We start from the raw sequence: 21,150 nt of genomic DNA, 5'->3' as shown, positions 1-21,150 counted from the left end.
TGTCCATGCGATCTATCAGTCTGCTGGCGCTGTGCTGTTTCAGTCCCTTTCTATTCGCTGCCAACCTGCCGGGCAGTCAGGATCTGCCGATCGTGCCGCGTCTGGCCGATGCGCAGATCGTCGACTATCGCCCCGCCGTGGAGCTGGAGCGGATCTACCCGCTCGGCTCGATCCGCAAGATCAGCGGCCAGTTGCGTTTCGACGGCCAGGTCAGCGCCCGGGGGCAAACCACCTCGGTGACCTACGAATTGCCGCCGGAACATTCCGCTACAGAAGCTTTCACCCTTGCTCGCGAAGCCCTGCAAAAGCAGGACGCCCAGTTGTTGTTCTGGTGCCAGGCCCGGGATTGCGGCGAGAGCAGCCTGTGGGCCAACGAGGTGTTCGGCAACGCCAAGCTGTACGGTGCCGACGAGCAGCAGGCCTATCTGCTGCTGAGGCTCGCGGCCCCGCGCGACAACACGCTGGTGGCGCTGTACAGCATCACCCGCGGTAATCGCAAAGCCTATCTGCACGTCGAACAGTTCGAGGCGCAGGCACCGCTCGGTGAGCTGCTGCCGACCTCGGCCACGCTGCTGCGGGAACTGAAAAGCACTGGCGAGCTGGATTTTCCAAAGCTCGCTGGCGATCCGGATGACACCTGGCTGCGCTTGCTGTCCCGTGGCCTGAACCTCGACACCACGTTGCGGGTGACGGTGTCCGGGCCCAAGGCCGAGGCTTGGCGGCAGGCACTGATCGGGCAGGGCGTGCGTGCTGCGCGAATGGAAACCGGTAGCGTCGATGGCGAAGGTCTGCGCATCGTTCTGTTGCGATAAGGTGTCTTAGGCGGACACGCTCGGCGTGTTCGCCTACTCTTTGCCTGACTGATTTTTTTCGAGATTTCACATGCCCAATAATGATCGTCTGCTGGTGCAGATCCTGTTGCTGGTGCTGTTTGGTGCCAGTTTCTGGGTGATGGCGCCGTTCTGGTCGGCGCTGTTCTGGGGCGCGGTGCTGGCGTTCGCCAGTTGGCCGCTGATGCGTTTGCTGACCCGCTGGCTCAATGGGCGGGAATCCCTTGCAGCGCTGCTGCTGACCATGGGCTGGATGTTGCTGGTGGCAGGGCCGCTGGTGTGGCTGGGTTTCAACCTGGCCGATCATGTGCGCGATGCCACAGCGTTCATCAAGGATGTGCAGGTCGACGGACTGCCCGAGGCTCCGACCTGGCTGGGCGGTGTACCGTTGGTTGGCGAACGGCTGGTGGGGATCTGGAACAGCATCGATCAGCAGGGCGCGGCCCTGATGGTGACGGTCAAACCTTATCTGGGACAGGTCGGCAACTGGTTGCTTGCACGCAGTGCACAGATCGGCAGCGGGATTCTCGAGCTGACCCTGAGCATTGTCTTCGTGTTCTTTTTCTACCGCGACGGGCCGCGACTGGCGGCGTTCGTACACAGTTTGCTGGAGCGTTTGATCGGCGATCGGGCCGGGTACTACATCGATCTGGTGGCCGGTACTGTGCAGCGGGTGGTCAACGGGGTGATCGGTACGGCAGCGGCGCAAGCGGTGCTGGCGCTGATCGGGTTCCTGATTGCCGGGGTGCCGGGGGCGCTGGTGCTGGGGATCGTGACGTTCCTGCTCAGCCTGATTCCGATGGGGCCGCCGCTGGTGTGGATTCCGGCTACGGCGTGGCTGGCCTGGAAGGGCGAGTATGGGATGGCGGTGTTTCTCGGGATCTGGGGGACGTTCATCATCAGTGGCGTGGATAACGTGCTCAAGCCGTATCTGATCAGCCGTGGCGGGAATCTGCCGTTGGTGATTGTGTTGCTTGGGGTGTTTGGCGGGTTGATTGCGTTTGGGTTTATCGGGTTGTTTATCGGGCCTACGCTTTTGGCTGTTGCTTATAGTTTGTTGACGGACTGGAGCAAGAGTCAGGCTCGGGTTTGAGGCTTTGCCTTGGCGGCCTCTGGGCCGACCAGGTTTTGGGTTGACTGTGTACATATCCGTTTCTTCGGTAACGGCGGCTTATGGTTTCGCCCTTACGGCGAGTCCCTTTGGCAAACGCCCCAAAGGAACCAAAGGTCTGGGCCCCTGCGTTCGGCGCCTCGCTGTGGCTCGGCGTTCCTTCGCTCCGGGATTCATCCGGGGGCATCGCCTACGGTTTGCTTCGCTGCACCTCCTCTCGATGCATGCGGCTGCGCCGCACGGTCGCTTCGCTCCCACCCCCGGATAAATCCCTCCACTCAGCCTCCCAACGGGGCCGGTACGTCAAAAGCGGTACTCGAGCTAACGCTCATTGTGTTGAGTGGTGGGAGGCCAAAGCCAAAGCGAAAGCCAAAGCCAAAGCCAAAGCAGGAGTGGGGTTGTATGTGCTTTGAAACCCGAGTTCACCTCGGTATCTCACGTCGGCGTACCTCATTCAAACTCCTCGGTCGGTTCCCTCTCCCTCTGGGAGAGGGCTAGGGTGAGGGCGCTTTGATGACACACCGCTAAGTCAAAGCAAACCACTCACCCAGCCACCTCAGTCGTCCCTCAAATCCTCATCCAATCTCAAGTCGCCACATTCAAATATTTGCCCACCGACGCAGTGCTTTCTAGCGAGTACTGCTTGCTCAGATTGGCAATCATGCGGTTCAGCGCTTCGGTGGTGGTTTGAGTATTGCTGGCAGTTTGTTCATCGTCCGGGCGTTCGCGACCTGCATGCAGTGCAGCTTTCAGTTCGTCGCTGCTGACACCTCCGCTGCTGTCGCTGTCTAGCACCTTGAGCAGGGCGGCGGCGGTGTCGGTGTTGTTCGAGGAGGTGCTGCCGCTGGTCTGCAGCGCGCTGTTCAATTCAGTGGCGGTAACAGTGCCGTCGCCGTCCGCATCGAGCTGGCTGAACAGTTCGTCGCTGGAGGCTTGAGGGGGCGGCGGCGGTGGGGTGAGGCTGGCGGCGAGTTCGTCCTGGCTGACGACGCCGTCTTCGTTCTTGTCCAGGGCCGAAAAGATTTTACTGCTGTCGGCGGTGCTGCCGGCGCTGGTCAGGCCATTGCTCAGTTCGTCGCTGCTGATGGCGCCGTCGCCGTCGGCGTCCAGGGCGCTGATCAGGGCGTCGGCCAGTTCGGTGTTGGGGGCCTGGTCGCCTGGGGGCGGTGGGGGTGGGGCCATGGCGGTCATTTCTTCGGCGCTGAGGCTGCCGCTGGCGTCGCTGTCCAGATCGCCGAATTGTTTGCTCAGGCTGACCAGCAGGCCGTCGTTGGACTTTTGCGACAGGGCGCTGCCCAGTTCGTCCTGATCCACCGCGCCGTCGCCGTTGCTGTCGAGCTTGGCGAACAGTTCCTTTTGCAGTTGCTGGCTGCGGGCGTTCTGGGTGGAGGTGCTGCTGGTGCTGGTATAGCTCGTGTAGTTGCTGACGCTACCGATCATCGGGCTCACTCCTTGGACTGGAAAACCGGTGGGTGTACCGGCTTATGCAGCCTCAAGGCGCAAGGTGTCGTGGGTATGTGAGGTTTGTACCGACCGGTACACAGTCGGGCTCAGCGGCGAGGCAGCTGGATCACGGCGGTCAGGCCGCCGCCGGGTGTTTCTGCCAGGGTCAGTTGGCCGCCCTGGCGCTGTGCAGCTTCCCGGGCGATGGTCATGCCCAGGCCGACGCCGCCGGAGTTGCGGTTGCGTGAGCCTTCAAGGCGAAAGAACGGTTCGAATACGGCTTCTCGCTTGTCCGCCGCGATGCCCGGGCCGTGGTCGATGACGCGGATCAGCAGTTGTTCGCGCTGGTCTTGCAGTTCGATGTGCACTTGGCCGGCGTAGCGCAGGGCGTTGTCCATCAGGTTGTTGATGCACGAGCGCAGTGCCATGGGTTGTACCTGCAACGGCGCGCAGTGGCCGCTGACCTGAACGTCGGCGCCTTGATCCTGGGCGTTTTCGCACAGCGATTCGACCAGCGCCTGCACGTCCATCAACTGCAAGGCCTCGCTGGTGCGCTGTTCGTGCAGGTAGGTCAGGGTGGCGTCGAGCATGCCGATCATATCGTCCAGATCCTGGCGCATCTGGCCCTGCAGCTTCTCGTCGTTGATGTTTTCCAGACGCAGTTTCAGCCGCGACAGCGGGGTGCGCAGGTCGTGGGAAACGGCGCCGAGCATCCGCGCCCGTTGCTGCACCTGTTCGCGGATGCGCTGCTGCATCAGGTTGAACGTGTAGGCGGCCTGTCGCGCTTCCCGGGGGCCGTTTTCGTCCAGCGGCGGGCTGTCGAGGTCTTCGCTCAGGCGCTCGGCCGCATCGCTCAGGCGCTGGATCGGCCGGGTCAGCAGCTTGGCGCCGTACCAGGCGGCGATGATCAGCGAGATGAACTGGAAGGTCAGAGGCACGATCGGTCCGCCGAACCAGGGTCGCGGCGGACGTGGCTGGTAGCGCGGATCTTGTGGCGGCTGTCTGCCGTCGATGTTTTCCGAGAACTCCGGCGGCGGAGGTGGTGGAGGTGGGCCGTAGAGGCGGAACCAGGCGAAGGCCAGCAAGTGCGCCAGGACGATCGCCACCAACAGCACGCCGAACAGGCGGCCGAACAGCGTGTCGAAGCGCGCCCGCATCAGCCGATGTCTCGCGCGTCGAACAGGTAGCCTTCACCGCGTACGGTCTTGATCAGTTGCGGGGCTTTCGGGTCGTCGCCGAGTTTTTGCCGCAGGCGCGAGACCAGCAGGTCGATGCTGCGGTCGAAGGCTTCGATCGAGCGGCCACGGGCGGCGTCCAGCAACTGTTCGCGGCTGAGCACCCGGCGCGGGCGTTCGATGAATACCCAGAGCAGGCGGAATTCGGCGTTGGACAGCGGCACCACCAGGCCATCGTCGGCGATCAACTGGCGCAGAACACTGTTCAGGCGCCAGTTGTCGAAGCGAATGTTCGCACGCTGTTCGGTGCGGTCGTCGCGCACCCGACGCAGAATCGTCTGGATGCGCGCCACCAGCTCCCGAGGCTCGAACGGTTTGGCCATATAGTCATCGGCGCCCAGTTCCAGGCCGATGATCCGGTCGGTGGGTTCGCAGCGGGCGGTGAGCATCAGGATCGGGATGTCCGATTCAGCGCGCAGCCAGCGGCACAGCGACAAACCGTCTTCGCCGGGCAGCATCAGGTCGAGTACCACCACGTCGAAATGTTCGGCCTGCATCGCCTGGCGCATCGCCGCACCGTCGGTGACGCCGCTGGCGTGAATGTTGAAGCGGGCCAGGTAGTCGATCATCAGTTCGCGGATCGGCACGTCATCGTCGACGATCAGAGCCCGGATGCTCCAGCGCTTGTCGTCTTTCTGCTCGTCGTTCACGGAGGCTTGGGAGTTGTGCATGAGGCTGTTTATCTGCCAGTAGGCCGCCAACCACAAAGATAGGCTGCGAGGTTGTGGTTTCAGCATAGGCGTCCGGCCGTGAGGCGGGAAGGGCTGCTGTAAGGACTTGTTGCGGCTGGCGAGGCTAGCGCGGGCGCATGTTGCCGGCGTGTCGGTTGTGTATCCGGTTCGACACAATACCCTGCAAGGCTATGCTGATCACGGTTGGCGCGACGATTTACCGATCATCGGGTGCCGCGCCGTCGCCGGTTCCGCTACAATGCGCGCCGATTTCGACTTGCCTGAGAGCCCATCCATGTCCGCCTGCCAGACTCCTATCATCGTCGCCCTGGATTTCCCTACCCGTGACGCCGCACTGAAGCTGGCCGACCAGTTGGACCCGAAACTGTGCCGGGTCAAAGTGGGCAAGGAACTGTTCACCAGTTGCGCCGCGGAAATCGTTGGCACCCTGCGTGACAAGGGTTTTGAAGTATTCCTGGACTTGAAATTCCACGACATTCCCAACACCACGGCGATGGCGGTCAAGGCTGCTGCCGAGATGGGCGTATGGATGGTCAACGTTCACTGCTCCGGCGGCCTGCGCATGATGGCGGCCTGCCGCGAAGAGCTGGACAAGCGCAGCGGCCCGCAGCCGTTGCTGATCGGCGTGACCGTGCTGACCAGCATGGAGCGCGAGGATCTGGCGGGTATTGGTCTGGACATCGAGCCGCAGGAACAAGTGCTGCGTCTGGCGGCACTGGCCGAGAAGGCCGGGATGGACGGTCTGGTGTGCTCGGCGCTGGAAGCCACCGCGCTGAAAACCGCGCACCCGTCGCTGCAACTGGTGACCCCGGGAATTCGTCCGGCCGGCAGCGCCCAGGATGACCAGCGTCGCATCCTGACCCCGCGTCAGGCGCTGGATGCCGGTTCCGACTATCTGGTGATCGGCCGCCCGATCAGCCAGGCGGCGGATCCGGCCAAGGCCCTGGCCTCGGTGGTTGCCGAACTGGCCTGAGCGAACAGCTGAAGCATCAAAGAAGGGAGCCCGATGGCTCCCTTCTTAGTTTTCAGACCTTCAACACCAACTTGCCGAAGTTCTCGCCGCTGAACAGTTTGCCCAGGGTTTCCGGGAACGTTTCCAGGCCTTCGACGATGTCTTCCTTGCTCTTGAGCTGACCCTTGGCCATCCAGCCGGCCATTTCCTGGGCGGCACTGGCGTACTGCGCGGCGTAATCCATTACCACGAAGCCTTCCATCCGCGCGCGGTTGACCAGCAGCGACAGGTAGTTGGCCGGGCCTTTGACCGCTTCCTTGTTGTTGTACTGGCTGATGGCGCCGCAGATCACCACGCGTGCTTTCAGGTTGATACGGCTGAGTACGGCGTCGAGGATGTCGCCGCCGACGTTGTCGAAATACACGTCCACGCCTTTCGGGCATTCGCGCTTGAGACCGGCCAGCACGTCCTCGCTCTTGTAGTCGATGGCGCCGTCGAAGCCCAGTTCATCGATCAGGAACTTGCACTTATCCTCGCCACCGGCAATGCCGACCACACGGCAACCTTTGATTTTGGCGATTTGCCCGGCGATGCTGCCCACCGCGCCTGCTGCGCCGGACAACACCACGGTGTCCCCGGCCTTCGGTGCGCCGACATCAAGCAGGGCGAAGTAGGCGGTCATGCCGGTCATGCCCAATGCGGACAGGTAAACCGGCAGTGGTGCCAGTTTCGGATCGACCTTGTAGAAACCTCTTGGCTCGCCAAGGAAATAATCCTGCACGCCGATGGCGCCGTTGACGTAGTCGCCGACGGCAAACCCCGGATTGTTTGACGCGACGACTTTGCCTACGCCCAGCGCGCGCATGACTTCACCGAGGCCCACCGGCGGGATGTAGGATTTGCCTTCGTTCATCCAGCCGCGCATGGCCGGGTCGAGGGACAGGTATTCGTTCTTGACCAGAATCTGCCCCGCCGCCGGCTCGCCGACCGGTACTTCCTGATAGGTGAAGGTCTCGCGGGTGGCGGCGCCCACCGGGCGTTTGGCGAGCAGGAACTGGCGATTGGTCTGGTTGGTCATGACAGGCACTCGAATTGAATGAAGCCTTGTTGATAGACCTTCAGGCGCGATGTCGCAAGGTGGGCTCACGGGGCGAATGCAGGTTGATCCAGTACGGTGATAGTCCCCGCCGGGGTTTCATCACTGCGATTCATGAAAGCCTAACCGGCCTTTTGATAGTGCTGACGTCACTCAGGCCCCTGTGGCTATGCTGCCTTCATCAATCCCCCGCATTCGAGGACATAACAATGAGCATGACGTTTTCCGGTCAGGTAGCCGTCGTCACCGGCGCGGCCAACGGCATCGGCCGCGCGACGGCCCAGGCATTCGCCGCCGAAGGTCTGAAAGTGGTGGTGGCCGATCTGGATGCGGCCGGGGGCGAGGGTACCGTGGCGCTGATTCGTACAGCCGGTGGCGAAGCGACCTTCGTGCGCTGCAACGTGACCGTCGAAAGCGAAGTGAAAAATCTGATGGACGAGGTGATGAATACCTACGGCCGTCTCGACTATGCCTTCAACAACGCCGGGATCGAAATCGAGAAAGGCAAACTGGCCGATGGCTCGATGGACGAGTTCGACGCGATCATGGGTGTCAACGTCAAGGGCGTCTGGCTGTGCATGAAGTACCAGTTGCCGTTGCTGCTGGCCCAGGGCGGCGGGGCGATCGTCAACACCGCGTCGGTGGCTGGATTGGGCGCTGCGCCGAAGATGAGCATCTACGCGGCTTCCAAGCATGCGGTGATCGGCCTGACCAAATCGGCCGCCATCGAATATGCCAAAAAGAAAATCCGCGTCAACGCCGTATGCCCGGCGGTGATCGACACCGACATGTTCCGTCGCGCTTATGAGGCAGACCCGAAGAAAGGCGAATTCGCCAACGCCATGCACCCGGTCGGTCGCATCGGCAAGGTCGAGGAAATTGCCAGCGCCGTGCTGTACCTGTGCAGCGATGGTGCGGCGTTTACCACCGGCCATTCGCTGGCTGTGGATGGTGGCGTGACCGCCTTCTAAGGTGGCGTCGACCGATACAGAAAAGGACCTGCCACCGGCGGGTTTTTTTTCGTCTCGGGAGCGGTTCCGTGAATCCGCTAAACAATGTGTTTCAAATGTTGAGAACGGAGGTTTTTGGCGGCTTTGTCGCACAGCCTCAAGGGCGTGGCTGTGATTTACTGCCGCCAGCAAAACGGACAGGAGTTTGCGTGCTCATGGAATTGAGAATTGACCGACAGGCAATGGTGCCGGTCGTACAGCAGATTGTGGACGGGTTGACCGAGTGGATCATGCAAGGACAGGTGCCGCCGACGACGCGCCTGCCTTCCGTGCGACAGATCGCACGGTGCAATCTGCTCAGTCAGTCCTGCGTCATGGAGGCCTGCGAACGGCTGGTGGCGCAAGGCGTTCTTGCCTCGCGCCAGGGCTCGGGTTTCATTGTGGCCGCTTCGTTGCCCGGTTGCTGCAAGACGATCGATGGCTCCGGGTGCGAGGCAGAACGCAGTGAGGGCGATCACTCCTCCCGGTGGCGCGGCGGTTTGAAACTGGGAAGTGGCGTCCTGCCGGAGAGTTGGCGCGAACCCGATGACCTTGGTTATGCGATCCGCGAGGTGACACGCGCCGACATGGCCAGCCTGTTCAACTACAGTACCCCTCTGGGCCTGCCGGCGTTGCGCGAGCAGATCGTCAAGCGCCTGGGATTGCTGAATATCAAGGCATCTGAGGAGCAGGTGATGACCACCGCCGGCGCCAGCCACGGACTGGACCTGATCGTGCGTACCTTGTTCAAGGCCGGTGATTGCGTCGTGGTCGAGACCCCCGGTTATGCGCCGCTGTTCGATCTTCTGCGCTTGCACGGCGTGCGTATGCTGGAAATTCGCCGGACGTCGGGCGGGCCGGATGTCGAGGCGCTCGAGGCATTGCTGCAGCAGTTTCGGCCCACCGCGTTGTTCATCAACAGTCACCACCACAATCCCACGGGCAGTTGCCTGCTGCCGGCCGTTGCCCGACGCATCCTGCAGTTGAGCAGGATCTACGACCTGCAGTTGATAGAAGATGATGTCTACGCTGACCTGCACAACGGCAGCGGCACTCGACTGGCTGCGCTGGATGACGAAGGACGGGTAATTTACGTCGGCAGTTTTTCCAAGACTCTGAGCAGCTCGCTGCGGGTGGGTTTCGTGCTGGCGGGAAGCGAGCTGATCGAGCGGATGGCGCGGGTCAAGATGATCAGTTGCATGGGCACCTCGAGGTTTAGTGAAGCGGTGCTGGCCGGGCTCCTGGCCACTGGCGCCTATCGCAAACTGGTGCAGCGCCAGCGCCAACGCCTCAATGCCGATCGTGCGGCTGCCTTGCAGGCCCTGGAAGATGCCGACTGGGAAGTGTTCGGCAAGCCCATGGGCGGCCTGTTCATCTGGGCACGTTCGCCAGTGGCCGATGAGGCGCGCCTGCGCAGGCATGCTCTGCGATGCGGTGTGCAATTGTCCTGCGCAACGTCGTTCAGTCCCAGTGGCGAAGCCAGCGACTGGCAGCGGATCAACGTGGCTTATGCCTGTGATCCACGGGCACGGCAGTTTTTTCGCGATACAGCCATGGATCGACCTCGAACGTTCTGAAAACGACGCGTGCGTAGCTTTTTGCCATTATTCCGACGCCAGAGACTTGTGCTGCTTCAAGGCCGTTGCGAATCTTCGACAACAGACTATGGCAGGGGACTACGCGCAATGATTTCGGCCGTGCAAGGACGTTTTGCCAACCTCGGTATGGCAAAGAAACTGGGTATCGGGTTTGTGCTGGTGTTGCTGCTGACCGCGCTGGTGGCGGCCATTGGCGTCTGGTCCCTGCAAACCATCAGTCAGCGCTTCGACGGCCTCAAGCAGATGTCATCGCTCAACAGTGGCCTGCTCAAGGTGCGGCTGCTGGAGCAGGACTACGCCTTGCACGGCAACCCGAAAACCGCGGATGCCTTGCACGAGGGCGTCGACGGTCTGATCGCCATGGCCGACCAACTCAAGATTTTGTCGCCGGGCAATGAGTCGGTCATGAACGACGTACAACAGTCATTGGGCGCTTACCGCAAGGCGTTCGATGAATTCGTCTCGTTGTCCCAGGCCAAGGACCTGGCGCTGGAAATGGCCAGTTGGTCGGTGTCCAGCGTCGCCAACAATCTCGATGTGCTGCAGGCTGGTCTGGCCGACGACGGCGCCTACACCCTGAAAGACAGCGAGGGCAAGGACGGGGCGCAATTCATCGAGCAGGCCGGCCAGGTCAGCCAGGTTTCACGCTTGATGTTGCAGGCGATGAACGAGGCGCGGGTGCGCCTGGATCAAAGTCGCAAGGGGGATGACAGCGCCGGTCAGGGCAACATCGAGCAGGCTGCCCAGGCTCAGGCTCAAGCCGAACAGCTCAAATCCACGGTCAAGGATGAGGGTTACCTGACGGTGCTCAATGAAGTGTCCGGGCACATTGCCGGTTTCAGCGACAAGCTTGCCGAGTACACCGGGTTGCTGGCTCAGGAAAAGACCGTCTATCAACAGTTGCACCAGCGGGCCGACGAAGTCGTGGCGCGGGTCGATCAGGCGTATGTCGCACAAGACGGCGCGATGCAGGGCGAACTGAAAAAGAATTCGGTGCTGATCATTGGCTCGTCGGCGCTGGCGTTGCTGGTCGGGCTGATTGCGGCGTGGGTGATTACCCGGTTGATCGTTGCACCGTTGCGCAGCGTGATTCATGTGGCACAACAGATTGCTGCCGGTGATCTGAGCGCAACGATCGAGGTCTCCCGGCGGGACGAAATTGGTCAGTTGATGTTGGCCATGCAGCAGATGGGCGCGGGTTTGAGCACGATTGTCAGCGGGTTGCAGGCGGGGATCGAACAATTGGCCAGTTCGGCGCAATCACTGTCGGCGGTGACCGAACAGACCAACCTTGAGGTCAGCAGCCAGAAAGAGGAAACCGAACAGGTCGCCACGGCGATGAACCAGATGACCGCCACCGTGCACGATGTGGCGCGTAATGCCGAAGAAGCGGCGCTCGCGGCGCAGACCGCCGATGGCAAGGTCGAAAGCGGCCAGCAGGTGGTGCGTCAGAGCATGGCGCGGATCGAGCAACTGGCGGATTCGGCGACGTCGGCCAGTTCGAGCATCGAAAGCCTCAGTGCGGAAATCCAGAACATCGGCACGGTGCTGGGGGTGATCAAGAGTGTCGCCGAGCAGACCAACCTGCTGGCGCTCAACGCGGCGATCGAAGCGGCGCGGGCAGGCGAGCAGGGCAGGGGCTTTGCGGTGGTCGCCGATGAGGTGCGGGCGCTGGCCCGGCGCACCCAGCAGTCGACCGAGGAGATCGAGCGGCTGGTCAGTGCCTTGCGTTCGGCGGCGGATTCGTCGGTGCAGCAGATTCAGAGCAGTGGCGAACTGGTGAAGCTGGCGGTGAGTGATGCGTTGCAGACCGAAAGCGCACTAGGGAGTATTGCGGCGGCGGTTTCGTTGATTCAGCAGATGAACCAGCAGATTGCGGCGGCGGCCGAGGAGCAGAGTTCGGTGGCGGAGGAGATCAATCGCAGTGTGACGAGTATTCGGGCGAGTGCGGATCAGTCTTCGATTGCCATGCGGGGGAATGCGGCTTCGAGTGTTGAGCTGGCGCAGTTGGGGGGTGAGTTGCGGGGGATGGTGGGGCACTTTCGGCTTTGACCTTGGCGGCCTTTGGGCCGACCAGGTTCTTGGTTGGTTTGGGTGAATATCCGTTTCTTCGGGTGTTGCGGCTGGCGGTTTCGCCCTTACGGCCATCCCTTTCAAGGTCTTAGGTAAAATCCCCTGAAGTTTCTATCAGGGATACCCGAACGATGTGGGCCGATGTTTTAGCGCGTTTCGAGAAAAAAGCACCTGCCAGCGTTATGGCCAAATTGGCGCTGGAGCAAGCTATTGCCCCTGAGTGGGTCGATCAGGTCTTCGAAGAGCATCGGCAACGGCAGTATTCTCGTGAGCTACTGTTCTCGACCATCATCAAGCTGATGTCCCTTGTTTCATTGGGCTTGAAGCCATCCCTGCACGCTGCGGCGCGGCAACTGGAAGATCTTCCTGTCAGCCTGGCGGCCCTCTACGACAAGATCAGTCGTACCGAGCCAGCTCTGTTGCGCGCCCTGGTCACGGGCTGTGCACAGCGCCTGGCTCCAACGATCAGGGAGTTGGGTTGCACGGCGATGCTGCCGGGTTGGCAGGTTCGGGTGGTGGACGGTAATCACTTGGCATCCACTGAGAAACGACTCGGGGCTTTACGCCACGAGCGAGGCGCCGCTCGGCCCGGTTTTTCGGTGGTTGTCTACGATCCCGACCTGGATCAGGTCATCGACCTGCAGGCGTGTGAGGATGCTTACGCAAGCGAGCGTGTCTGCGTGTTGCCTCTCTTGGCCGATGCCGAGTCGGGCCAAGTGTGGCTGGCTGATCGACTCTATTGCACGCTCCCGGTTATGGAGGCTTGCGAACAGGTCAAAACCTCCTTTGTCATTCGCCAGCAAGCCAAGCATCCACGCTTGATTCAGGAGGGGCAGTGGCAAGAACCAGTGCCTGTGAGTACGGGCACTGTGCGTGAGCAGATTATTCAGGTCAGAGGCGGTTACCAGTGTCGGCGTGTCGAACTGACGCTTCACTCGCCAACGGACTCGGGTGACAGCAGCTTGATGTTCTGGAGCAATCTGCCTGACAGCGTCAGCGCGCAGCAGATCGCGGAACTCTATCGCCGCCGCTGGAGCATTGAAGGCATGTTCCAGCGACTGGAAGCAATCCTGGAAAGTGAAATCGAAACCCTTGGTAGCCCAAAGGCTGCCCTGCTCGGGTTTGCTACTGCGGTTTTGGCCTACAACGTCCTGGCCGTACTCAAGCGAAGCGTCGAGCAAGCCCATCAGGCTTCCCAGCCTGAGGGCTGGGAAGCCTCAACCTATCACTTGGCGGTTCAGGTCCGCAGTGGCTATGAAGGTCTGCAAATTGCGCTGCCCTCGGAATGCTTTCCCGTCGTACCTCTGGAAAAACTGGCCCAGCGCTTGTTGGAACTGGCCAGAAACATCCAGCCAAAACAAGTTGCCAAAAGTCCCCGGGGCCCCAAGGTGCCCAAACCCAAAACATGGGTGCAAGGCGCTGCGGTGCATGCGCATGTTTCAACGGACCGGGTAATCAAGGCCGCCAAAACGAAAAGACCTTGAAAGGGATGGCCCTTACGGCGAGTCCCTTTTTCAGACGCCAAAAAGGAACCAAAAGGCTTGGCCCCTGCGTTCGGCCTCTCGCTGAGGCTCGAGGTTCCTTCGTTACGGGATTCATCCGGGGGCATCGCCTACGGTTTGCTTCGCTGCACCTCCTCTCGATGCATGCGGCTGCGCCGCACGGTCGCTGCGCTCCCACCCCCGGATGAATCCCTCCACTCAGCCTTCCGATGGGGCCGGCACGTCAAGAGCGGTACTCGAGCTAACGCTCATTGTGTTGAGTGGTGGGAAGCCAAAGCAGAAGCAAGAGCAGAAGAAGCAGAAGAATGTGCAGCAGGTGCAGCAGGTGCAGCAGCGTGAGTTGAGTTGCATGCGTTTCAAGACCCGAGTGCGACTCGGTCTTTCATGTCGGCGTACCTCTCCCGATCAACTCGGTCGGCTCTCTCTCCCTACGGGCGGTCCGACGTTTCGGGAGGGCTGGGGTGAGGGCGCTTTTGATTTTGATCTTTCTCGCGGGCAATAAAAAAGCCACCTCTCGGTGGCTTCTCTCAACGTCTGCACTCAGTCGTAAATCACTTTCTTCTTCCAGTCTGCATCCGCCTCAACATCCTTGAGCCCAGCAGTCAGTTGGTTTTCTTCGCCTTCGACCGGGGCGATTTTGTCCATGACCTGGGCGTTGGCGCGGGCCAGGAGTTTTTCCAGGTATTGGAGTTGTTCGGCGTAGATTTGCGGGTCCTGCTGTTTGCGCAGGTATTGCACGCCGCGTTCGAAGGCGAGGCGGGCCTGGCCTGGCTGGTTTTGCTGGAGGGCGTGCTGGCCGAGGTTGTTGAAGAACTCGATGTGCAGCAGTACGAGGATGTGGCGTACTTCGCGGATCCAGTGTTTGGCTTCGTTCGGTGGCAGGAAGCCGTCCTGGGCGGCACGGGTGATCTGGCCATGGAGGGCTTCGAGGAGGAAGCGGACGTCTTTGGCCTTGGCTTCGGTCTGGATCGGGGCCGGCGGGTTGTTGACCGGGATCGATTCGCCCTGGGCGACGAGGGCGCTCAGTTCAGTGATGCGGGCCTTGGTGGTGGCGCTGGTCTTTTCCAGGTTCAGCAGGCGCTGGCAGACGTTCAGCTCAAGGCGGGTCAGCAGCAGCTTGAGGGCCGGGGTCATGAACTGGCCGGGGAAGGTTTCGGTCAGTTCGCCGCAACGGCGCAGGCGGTCGTTGAGTTCGACCTTGGTGCGGGCCTTCTCCAGTTTGGTGTTTTCCACCACATGGTTCATGTAGCCAATGGCGATCAAGATTGCGATCCCGGCTATGACTAGCAGGGTGATCATGAGTGGTGTCACCGGTAAGACCTCTTTATAGGGTTCGCGTGCGAGTGTAGTGGCTTGGCATAGAGGAGCCTAGCGCCGCTCGACGGGTTTGGATCGGCGAAGCTGAATCTGTATCGGCCAGGAACCGGCTTATATAAATGCTGGCCCTTGGGGTACAGATTGCCATCACCTGTGCCGTGGACTATAGCGCCTTGGCGAGTGTCGGAATATAGGCGTCAATCGTCGGGCGATGCAAAAGCCGGAAACGGCGCGTAAAGCAGGTCGAAGTCATTGATTTAAATAAATTTATATCTGGGGGTTGACGACCTTTCAATCCATCCATAGAATGCGCGCCACTTGCAGCGTAAAGCACACAGCGAAACGCGGCAGGGAGTGAATGTTGTAGTGTGTCCCCTTCGTCTAGTGGCCTAGGACACCGCCCTTTCACGGCGGTAACAGGGGTTCGAGTCCCCTAGGGGACGCCAATGCGGGAATAGCTCAGTTGGTAGAGCACGACCTTGCCAAGGTCGGGGTCGCGAGTTCGAGTCTCGTTTCCCGCTCCAATTTTAAACAGCAACGCTTCAGGGCGGTGCTGAGTGAAACCAGAACCCGATCTTCGGAGACGGATCTGGACACCGAAACACACACCATGTGTTCCGGGTAGCGTGTCCCCTTCGTCTAGTGGCCTAGGACACCGCCCTTTCACGGCGGTAACAGGGGTTCGAGTCCCCTAGGGGACGCCATTTGCGGGAATAGCTCAGTTGGTAGAGCACGACCTTGCCAAGGTCGGGGTCGCGAGTTCGAGTCTCGTTTCCCGCTCCAAATTCAAAAAGCGCCGCTTTGCAAAGAGCGGCGTTTTTATTAGTGAAAGTTGTAGCCTGTCCCCTTCGTCTAGTGGCCTAGGACACCGCCCTTTCACGGCGGTAACAGGGGTTCGAGTCCCCTAGGGGACGCCATTGCGGGAATAGCTCAGTTGGTAGAGCACGACCTTGCCAAGGTCGGGGTCGCGAGTTCGAGTCTCGTTTCCCGCTCCAAATTCAAAAAAACGCCGCTCAGTGATGAGCGGCGTTTTTGTTTGTGCGTTTTTTTGTCGCGCAATAAAAAAGGACCGCGAGGTCCTTTTTTGTGGGCCTACCAATGTGGCAGGCCCGATACGCGATCAAAGCTTCGGCAACTGCCCGATCCGCCCCATCATTTCGGTGACGATCTGCAGATCCAGCAGGAACTGGTCAACGGTCTTGAACTCGCCGTCAGTATGACCGGTGTACTTGACCTCCGGTCGCGCCAGGCCGAATTGCACACCGTTCGGCAGTTCATGCACCGAGGTGGCGCCGGCCGAGGTGCCGAACTCGTGTTTCATGCCCAGGTTTTCGGTGGCCACGGCCAGCAGCGCTTTGACCCATTCCCCTTCAGGGTTGCGGTACATCGGCTCGGCGATCGAATAGTCGAAGTTCACCGCTACATGGCTTTTCTTGCTCCAGGCTGCCAGTTTGTCGGCGATTTCGCTCTTGAGCACTTCCGGCGACTTGCCCTTCGGCACGCGCAGGTTGACCGCGAGCTTGAAGGTTTTGTCGTCCATGCCGACGTAGGTCAGGGACGTGGTCAGCGGGCCCATGAAGTCATCGGCGAAACCGACGCCCAGCTTGCCGCCCTTGTAATCAAGACCCCAGTTGTCGGCGGCATAGTGCGCTGCGTCGGTGATGTGGTTGTGCTTGAAGGCGATCTTGCCGTCCACGCTGTGGATGAAGTCGAGCATGCGGGCGACCGGGTTGACGCCGGATTCTGGCTCGGACGAATGTGCGGAAACGCCAGTGACGGTGAGTTTGACGTCTTTGCCATCGACCTTGGCGTTCACTTCGAAATCGCCGCCATTGTGCTTGGCATATTCAGTACCGGCCTTTTGCAGACTGGCAGCCAGGTCGGCGGGTTTGTCAGTCACCAGCGTGACGACCGAAACCGATGGAATCTGGTTGGTCGCCAGGCCACCGGTCATCGAGATGATTTCTGCGCCTTTGCCCTCGGCTTTGCGCTTGGCGAACTTGGCCATGACGGTGCCGTAGCCTTTCTCGGCAATCACAACCGGGTAGCCGCCATCCAGTGCCAGGTTGTATTCCGGCGTCGGGTTGCGTTCGAAGTAGTAGGGAATCGCGTCGCCGGTGGTTTCTTCGGTAGTGTCCACCAGCAGTTTGAAATTGCGCGCCAGGGGCAGCTTTTCTTCCTTGATGACCTTCATGGCGTACAGCGTCACGACAATGCCGTTCTTGTCGTCCTCGGTGCCGCGGCCGTACATGCGGTCGCCGATCAGCGTGACCTTGAACGGATCAAGTTTGGTGCCGTCCTTCAGCACCCAGTTCTCCGGCGTTACCGGCACCACGTCGGCGTGAGCATGAATGCCGACGACATCCTTGCCGCTGCCGTCGAGGGATATTTCGTAGACGCGGTTGTCGATGTTGCGGTAGTTCAGGCCGAAAGACTCAGCCAGATCCTTGATCTTGGCAGCGATCTTGATGAATTCAGGGTTTTCGTGCTGATCGACACCGTCCTTGCGGAAGGTCGGGATTTCCACCAGTTCACGCAGGGTTTCCAGAGCGGCCTTGCCGTACTTGACGCGGGTGTAGATACCGAGCAGGCGATGGATTTCGTTCTGTTGTTCGGCGGTCAGCGTCTTGTTGTCGAGGAAGGCACTGATGGCTGGACGCAGATCGTCGGTCTTGCTCAGGTCGTTCTTGGCCAGATCACCCAGAAACGCTCTGAAATCACTGACCTTTGCCTCATTGAATGTCTTGAGGATGGTCGCGCTCTGTTGCTCGGTAATATTGGCTTGGGCTGGCAGTGTCACGGACGAAAGGCTGGCCAGAATCAGTGTCGACGCGGCCAGTTGCTTGAGTGAAAAGTCCATTGCTAAGGGCATTCCTTTGCAGGCAGTGAGAAGGAGTTGTCTGACCGATGCGTCAGACGGTCTCGCAAACTAACACCACACGAGCGTGCTAGGGGAGCCCCCGAAGTGGGACGCGTCGCACAGAAATGCAAAAGCGGCGCAGAATCGAAAAAGCCCGCCCAATCTGTCTGGGCCGGGCTTCTCCGATCTACGTGCTTACATCGACAACACCAGACGCCCGGCAAACAGGATCAGAATCACCCCCATGCTGCGCTCGAACCAGTGCCCCATGCGCATGAACAGCACGCGCACTTTGCTGCTGGAAAAGAACAGCGCGACGATCACGAACCACAACGCATTCACCCCGCACATCCACAATCCGTACAGGGCCTGGATTTGCAGCGGTGTGCTGGCGCTGATGATCGTGGTGAAGATCGCCAGGAAAAACAGCGTGGCCTTGGGGTTGGTGGCGTTGGTCAGGAAACCGGTGGAGAACGCTTTGAACAGCGATTGCTCGACCAGCGGTTCGTCGCTGGTTTTTTCGCCTTCCATTGTCGTCTTCGGTTTGCTGCGGATCAGGCTGACGCCCAGATAAAGAATGTAAGCGCCGCCGACCACTTTGGCGACGGTCAGCAGCCAGGGCGTGGTGTGCATCAAGGCGCCGACGCCCAGCAGGGTGTACAGCACGTGCACGGAGATTCCCGCGCCGATGCCCAATGCCGTGCAGATGCCAACCAAACGGCCGAAACGCACACTCTGGCGGATGGTCACGGCGAAGTCCGGCCCGGGAGCCACCACGGCCAGAAAGTGGATGGTGGCCAGCGCCAGAAACTCGCCCAGGTAATTCGATGTCATGTCAGCTCCAGAAAGTCAGGGGTGATGCATTGCCGCGATAGCCGACAAAAAACGAAAGGCTCAAGCGCGGATCTGCCACGCCCGGCGTCACCGAGTGCATGCGACGCGAATTGAACATGATGAAATCCCCCGGTTCGGGGCGTACTTCGAGGGCGGGCGGGCCGAGGAGTGCCGGGTCGATGCCGTAACTGTCGCCGCGCATTTCATCGAAGCGGTCCGGGGAGATGTCGTCTTCCCACATCTGCAATGCGCCGCCTTCGGTGGGCATGTTGAGGTACACGTTGCAGGCGAACTGCGCCTCCAGGCTTCGGGCCTGGAAACTCTCCGGGGCGTCCTTGGCGAAGATGTCGTGGTGGGCCAGGAAACACACGCCCGGTTTAACCACTCGGGACAGCCCGACGTACATCTTGCGACCGTAGAGGTTTTCCAGATGGGCGCCTGCGGGCCAGGATTCGTCGAGCATGCAGCGCAAGGTGTCGACCGGGGAGGAGTAGGGCGCGCAGCGGTTACGCAGTTCGGCGATGTTGCTGGTGGCGCGCTCGAAGTAGTCTTCGATCAGCAGCGGCTGATTTTCCGCCTCGTAGAACGCCATGCCGATGCGGCCGATGCTGGGCGCGTTGATGTAACCCTCGAAGCCGGGGGCGAGGATCTTGTCGCCAATCTGGATCGCCTGCGCCTGGGGCAAAAAGCCTTTGACACGGATGGCGAGGACTTCTTCGTTGGCCAGTTTTTTTATGCACGTCTCATCGAGACGCTCGACGTCAAGCATCATGGTTTCAGGTCCATCTATCGAATAGTCAACGGAACCGGCGAACGCGGTTCCCCCGGCGTCGGACGCTGCGTCTGGCAGCGCCCGAAATCCTCAATCCACGCTGTAGTGGACGGACAACGTGCCTTTCTTCTGCGAAAGGGACGCGATCGTGACTGTGCCCAGATCCTTCAGGCTGCGTACATGGGTGCCACCGCAGCCATAGGCCGGCAGTTCACCGAAACCGATTTCCCGCGCGCCTTCGCGCAGGGACGTCAGGCGGGGCAGATCGTGTTCGATCCACTGCCCGATGCCGTATTGAACAGTTTGCACATCGACTTCCTGGGCCGAATCTCCGGGCTTGAATTGAACCCGGCCTTCGTCCGGCCAGTGGTGTGCCTTGATCGGCATCCAGCCCATGGCCTGGACAAAGTGGCCGATCAGATGCCCGGCGGAGTGCATGCGGGTGTTGAAGCGGCGGCGTTCTTCGTCGACGCGAATCTGGGTCATGCCCAGTGGCACCGGTTGATCGACGAAATGAATGATCCGGTCCGGTTCCTGGATGACGCGCACTACCTTGCTGTCGCCAATCCAGCCGGTATCACAGGGTTGGCCACCGCCCTGGGGGTGAAAAAGTGTGGCGCGCAACACAACGGCGAATTCGTTCTCGTGGGGCGTGCAGTCGAGGACTTCCACATTGGCCTTGAGGTCATCACTATGGAAAAAGAGGCGAAGCGTCATATTCCATGCCCTTATTAAAGTTTCTTTTTTAATTATATGAATCGTGCAATAACGTGATAATCCGTTCAAACATCAAAGGACTGTTGCGCTGTGAGCATAAATCTTCCACTGCCGCTGCTCGGGGAAATGGCGATTTTCGTCAAGGTCGTCGAGACCGGCAGCTTCTCCGAAGCCGCTCGCCAATTGGGCTCGTCGCCGTCGGCGGTCAGCCGCAGTATTTCCCGTTTGGAGAAGGCGCTGGCCACGCGGTTGCTGCAGCGCACCACGCGCAAACTGCGTTTGAGCGACGGCGGGGAAGAGGTGTTCAAGCGCTGCCAGGAAATGGTCAGCGCAGCGAAGTCGGTGATGGAGATCAGCGGCCAGTTCACCCACGAAGCCGAAGGTCTGGTACGGGTCAGCGTGCCGAAAGCGGTGGGGCGTTTCGTGATTCATCCGCATATGCCGGAGTTTCTGCGGCGCTATCCGAAGGTCGATGTGGAGCTGTTGCTGGAAGACCGACAGGTAGACTTGATCGACGATCATGTCGACCTGGCCATTCGCATCACGGATCGTCCACCGGCCGGACTGGTGGGGCGACAACTGTTGACCATCGACCATTTGCTCTGCGCGACACCGCAATACCTGGCTGAACACGGGACGCCGACTCATCCCCACGACTTGCTCAACCACAGCTGCATTTACCTGGGCGAAACCCCGAGTGATGCGCGCTGGAAGTTCAAGAAAGGCACGAAAGCTGTCACCGTCGGAGTGCGCGGCCGATATGCTGCCAATCACACCGGCGTGCGTCTGGGCGCGGTGTTGCAACACATCGGAATCGGCAGCCTGCCGTATTTCACCGCGCGTTATGCCCTGGAGCAGGGGCTGATTGTGCAGGTGCTGCCGGACTGGACGTTCCTGGCGTCGTACCACGGCGGATTGTGGTTGCTGCACTCGCCGACGCGCTATCTGCCGCCTAAGTTGCGGGTGTTCATCGACTATCTGGTGAAGTGCCTGGAGAAAGAGCCGACCCTGAGCAAGCCGGGAAAGTCGGGCGGTTCAAAACCGTTGGCCGAGTACGAATTGCCCGAGAGTGAAGGGCTGCTGTAACAGATAAAAAAGGCCCGCATGAATCGCCATGCGGGCCTTTTTT

17 protein-coding genes, 6 tRNA genes and 1 pseudogene are annotated in these 21,150 nt (G+C 60.5%); 15 read left to right on the top strand and 9 right to left on the bottom strand.

Translation table 11 applies throughout. The features are described from left to right. Nucleotides 1-5: 5 nt before the first annotated feature. Nucleotides 6-812 (top strand): DUF4892 domain-containing protein, encoded by an 807-nt coding sequence (locus IHQ43_RS21555; protein ID WP_192562040.1) that lies wholly within the window; start codon nt 6-8, stop codon nt 810-812. A gap of 70 nt (nt 813-882) precedes the next feature. Then, nucleotides 883-1,923, top strand: a complete 1,041-nt coding sequence (locus tag IHQ43_RS21550) for an AI-2E family transporter (protein ID WP_192562039.1) — start codon at nt 883-885, stop codon at nt 1,921-1,923. 603 nt (nt 1,924-2,526) lie between these two features. Here IHQ43_RS21550 and xopAW read toward each other — a convergent pair. From xopAW to IHQ43_RS21535, 3 genes are all read right to left on the bottom strand, one after another. Then, complete coding sequence (gene xopAW / locus IHQ43_RS21545) at nt 2,527-3,381, bottom strand: XopAW family type III secretion system calcium-binding effector (RefSeq protein WP_192562038.1); 855 nt, start codon at nt 3,379-3,381, stop codon at nt 2,527-2,529. Nucleotides 3,382-3,491: 110 nt separating this feature from the next. Further along, nucleotides 3,492-4,541 carry a sensor histidine kinase gene (locus tag IHQ43_RS21540; protein WP_192562037.1) on the bottom strand — a complete coding sequence of 350 codons (1,050 nt, stop codon included), beginning with the start codon at nt 4,539-4,541 and terminating at the stop codon, nt 3,492-3,494. Beyond that, nucleotides 4,541-5,290 (bottom strand): response regulator, encoded by a 750-nt coding sequence (locus IHQ43_RS21535; RefSeq protein ID WP_085607468.1) that lies wholly within the window; start codon nt 5,288-5,290, stop codon nt 4,541-4,543. Before IHQ43_RS21535 ends, IHQ43_RS21540 begins: the two co-directional genes overlap by 1 nt. 295 nt (nt 5,291-5,585) lie before the next feature. Here IHQ43_RS21535 and pyrF point away from each other — a divergent pair, with 295 nt between their 5' ends. Beyond that, nucleotides 5,586-6,284, top strand: a complete 699-nt coding sequence (pyrF, locus tag IHQ43_RS21530; protein WP_007960372.1) for an orotidine-5'-phosphate decarboxylase — start codon at nt 5,586-5,588, stop codon at nt 6,282-6,284. 52 nt (nt 6,285-6,336) lie between these two features. On the opposite strand, the gene IHQ43_RS21525 is transcribed toward pyrF, so the two are convergent. Further along, nucleotides 6,337-7,341, bottom strand: coding sequence for an NADP-dependent oxidoreductase (locus IHQ43_RS21525; protein ID WP_192562036.1), 1,005 nt, complete (start codon nt 7,339-7,341; stop codon nt 6,337-6,339). A gap of 227 nt (nt 7,342-7,568) precedes the next feature. On the opposite strand from IHQ43_RS21525, the gene IHQ43_RS21520 reads away from it, so the two are divergent. From IHQ43_RS21520 to IHQ43_RS21505, 5 genes and pseudogenes are all read left to right on the top strand, one after another. Continuing rightward, on the top strand, nt 7,569-8,330 hold the full coding sequence (locus IHQ43_RS21520; RefSeq protein ID WP_192562035.1) for an SDR family oxidoreductase: 762 nt from the start codon (nt 7,569-7,571) through the stop codon (nt 8,328-8,330). Nucleotides 8,331-8,524: 194 nt separating this feature from the next. Continuing rightward, a complete protein-coding gene (locus IHQ43_RS21515) occupies nt 8,525-9,925 on the top strand; it encodes an aminotransferase-like domain-containing protein (RefSeq protein WP_192562034.1) in 1,401 nt (466 codons plus the stop codon). A 108-nt stretch (nt 9,926-10,033) separates the two neighbouring features. After that, nucleotides 10,034-11,089: pseudogene (locus IHQ43_RS29845) on the top strand (methyl-accepting chemotaxis protein); the annotation flags it as partial. A 27-nt stretch (nt 11,090-11,116) separates the two neighbouring features. Next, nucleotides 11,117-11,998 (top strand): methyl-accepting chemotaxis protein, encoded by an 882-nt coding sequence (locus IHQ43_RS29840; RefSeq protein ID WP_425220310.1) that lies wholly within the window; start codon nt 11,117-11,119, stop codon nt 11,996-11,998. A 203-nt stretch (nt 11,999-12,201) separates the two neighbouring features. Next, nucleotides 12,202-13,503 carry an IS4 family transposase gene (locus tag IHQ43_RS21505; protein ID WP_192564953.1) on the top strand — a complete coding sequence of 434 codons (1,302 nt, stop codon included), beginning with the start codon at nt 12,202-12,204 and terminating at the stop codon, nt 13,501-13,503. Nucleotides 13,504-14,061: 558 nt separating this feature from the next. Here the strand turns inward: IHQ43_RS21505 and IHQ43_RS21500 are convergent. Next, nucleotides 14,062-14,820, bottom strand: a complete 759-nt coding sequence (locus IHQ43_RS21500; protein WP_011335462.1) for a hypothetical protein — start codon at nt 14,818-14,820, stop codon at nt 14,062-14,064. A 388-nt stretch (nt 14,821-15,208) separates the two neighbouring features. On the opposite strand from IHQ43_RS21500, the gene IHQ43_RS21495 reads away from it, so the two are divergent. From IHQ43_RS21495 to IHQ43_RS21470, 6 genes are all read left to right on the top strand, one after another. Continuing rightward, nucleotides 15,209-15,284 (top strand) — tRNA-Glu (locus IHQ43_RS21495). Between the two features lie 2 nt (nt 15,285-15,286). Next, nucleotides 15,287-15,362 (top strand) — tRNA-Gly (locus IHQ43_RS21490). A gap of 104 nt (nt 15,363-15,466) precedes the next feature. Then, nucleotides 15,467-15,542 (top strand) — tRNA-Glu (locus IHQ43_RS21485). A 3-nt stretch (nt 15,543-15,545) separates the two neighbouring features. Beyond that, nucleotides 15,546-15,621, top strand: a tRNA-Gly gene (locus tag IHQ43_RS21480). Between the two features lie 58 nt (nt 15,622-15,679). Beyond that, nucleotides 15,680-15,755, top strand: a tRNA-Glu gene (locus IHQ43_RS21475). 2 nt (nt 15,756-15,757) lie between these two features. After that, a tRNA-Gly gene (locus tag IHQ43_RS21470) sits at nt 15,758-15,833 on the top strand. A gap of 125 nt (nt 15,834-15,958) precedes the next feature. Here the strand turns inward: IHQ43_RS21470 and IHQ43_RS21465 are convergent. From IHQ43_RS21465 to IHQ43_RS21450, 4 genes are all read right to left on the bottom strand, one after another. Continuing rightward, the gene (locus IHQ43_RS21465; protein ID WP_192562032.1) at nt 15,959-17,698 is read right to left on the bottom strand and encodes a dipeptidase; all 1,740 of its coding nucleotides are present in this window, start codon (nt 17,696-17,698) and stop codon (nt 15,959-15,961) included. A 195-nt stretch (nt 17,699-17,893) separates the two neighbouring features. Then, the gene (locus IHQ43_RS21460) at nt 17,894-18,532 is read right to left on the bottom strand and encodes a LysE family translocator (protein ID WP_011335460.1); all 639 of its coding nucleotides are present in this window, start codon (nt 18,530-18,532) and stop codon (nt 17,894-17,896) included. Between the two features lies 1 nt (nt 18,533). Beyond that, entirely contained in the window at nt 18,534-19,304 is a 771-nt protein-coding gene (locus IHQ43_RS21455; protein WP_007952184.1) for a 2OG-Fe(II) oxygenase, read from the bottom strand. 90 nt (nt 19,305-19,394) lie between these two features. After that, complete coding sequence (locus IHQ43_RS21450; protein WP_192562031.1) at nt 19,395-20,021, bottom strand: alanyl-tRNA editing protein; 627 nt, start codon at nt 20,019-20,021, stop codon at nt 19,395-19,397. 90 nt (nt 20,022-20,111) lie between these two features. Here IHQ43_RS21450 and IHQ43_RS21445 point away from each other — a divergent pair, with 90 nt between their 5' ends. After that, nucleotides 20,112-21,107, top strand: a complete 996-nt coding sequence (locus tag IHQ43_RS21445) for a LysR family transcriptional regulator (RefSeq protein ID WP_192562030.1) — start codon at nt 20,112-20,114, stop codon at nt 21,105-21,107. Nucleotides 21,108-21,150 lie beyond the last annotated feature (43 nt).

The sequence above is a fragment of the Pseudomonas gozinkensis genome (genome assembly GCF_014863585.1).
GTDB lineage: Bacteria > Pseudomonadota > Gammaproteobacteria > Pseudomonadales > Pseudomonadaceae > Aquipseudomonas > Aquipseudomonas gozinkensis.
Note: the sequence above shows the minus strand (reverse complement) of the source record. Positions and strands in the feature narration are given on the sequence as shown.

Coding starts and splice junctions, on each gene's coding strand:
- IHQ43_RS21555 (WP_192562040.1), top strand. CDS start 6: ATGCGATCTATCAGTCTGCTGGCGCTGTGCTGTTTCAGTCCCTTTCTA.
- IHQ43_RS21550 (WP_192562039.1), top strand. CDS start 883: ATGCCCAATAATGATCGTCTGCTGGTGCAGATCCTGTTGCTGGTGCTG.
- xopAW (WP_192562038.1), bottom strand. CDS start 3,381: ATGATCGGTAGCGTCAGCAACTACACGAGCTATACCAGCACCAGCAGC.
- IHQ43_RS21540 (WP_192562037.1), bottom strand. CDS start 4,541: ATGCGGGCGCGCTTCGACACGCTGTTCGGCCGCCTGTTCGGCGTGCTG.
- IHQ43_RS21535 (WP_085607468.1), bottom strand. CDS start 5,290: ATGCACAACTCCCAAGCCTCCGTGAACGACGAGCAGAAAGACGACAAG.
- pyrF (WP_007960372.1), top strand. CDS start 5,586: ATGTCCGCCTGCCAGACTCCTATCATCGTCGCCCTGGATTTCCCTACC.
- IHQ43_RS21525 (WP_192562036.1), bottom strand. CDS start 7,341: ATGACCAACCAGACCAATCGCCAGTTCCTGCTCGCCAAACGCCCGGTG.
- IHQ43_RS21520 (WP_192562035.1), top strand. CDS start 7,569: ATGAGCATGACGTTTTCCGGTCAGGTAGCCGTCGTCACCGGCGCGGCC.
- IHQ43_RS21515 (WP_192562034.1), top strand. CDS start 8,525: ATGGAATTGAGAATTGACCGACAGGCAATGGTGCCGGTCGTACAGCAG.
- IHQ43_RS29840 (WP_425220310.1), top strand. CDS start 11,117: ATGTTGGCCATGCAGCAGATGGGCGCGGGTTTGAGCACGATTGTCAGC.
- IHQ43_RS21505 (WP_192564953.1), top strand. CDS start 12,202: ATGGCCAAATTGGCGCTGGAGCAAGCTATTGCCCCTGAGTGGGTCGAT.
- IHQ43_RS21500 (WP_011335462.1), bottom strand. CDS start 14,820: ATGATCACCCTGCTAGTCATAGCCGGGATCGCAATCTTGATCGCCATT.
- IHQ43_RS21465 (WP_192562032.1), bottom strand. CDS start 17,698: ATGGACTTTTCACTCAAGCAACTGGCCGCGTCGACACTGATTCTGGCC.
- IHQ43_RS21460 (WP_011335460.1), bottom strand. CDS start 18,532: ATGACATCGAATTACCTGGGCGAGTTTCTGGCGCTGGCCACCATCCAC.
- IHQ43_RS21455 (WP_007952184.1), bottom strand. CDS start 19,304: ATGATGCTTGACGTCGAGCGTCTCGATGAGACGTGCATAAAAAAACTG.
- IHQ43_RS21450 (WP_192562031.1), bottom strand. CDS start 20,021: ATGACGCTTCGCCTCTTTTTCCATAGTGATGACCTCAAGGCCAATGTG.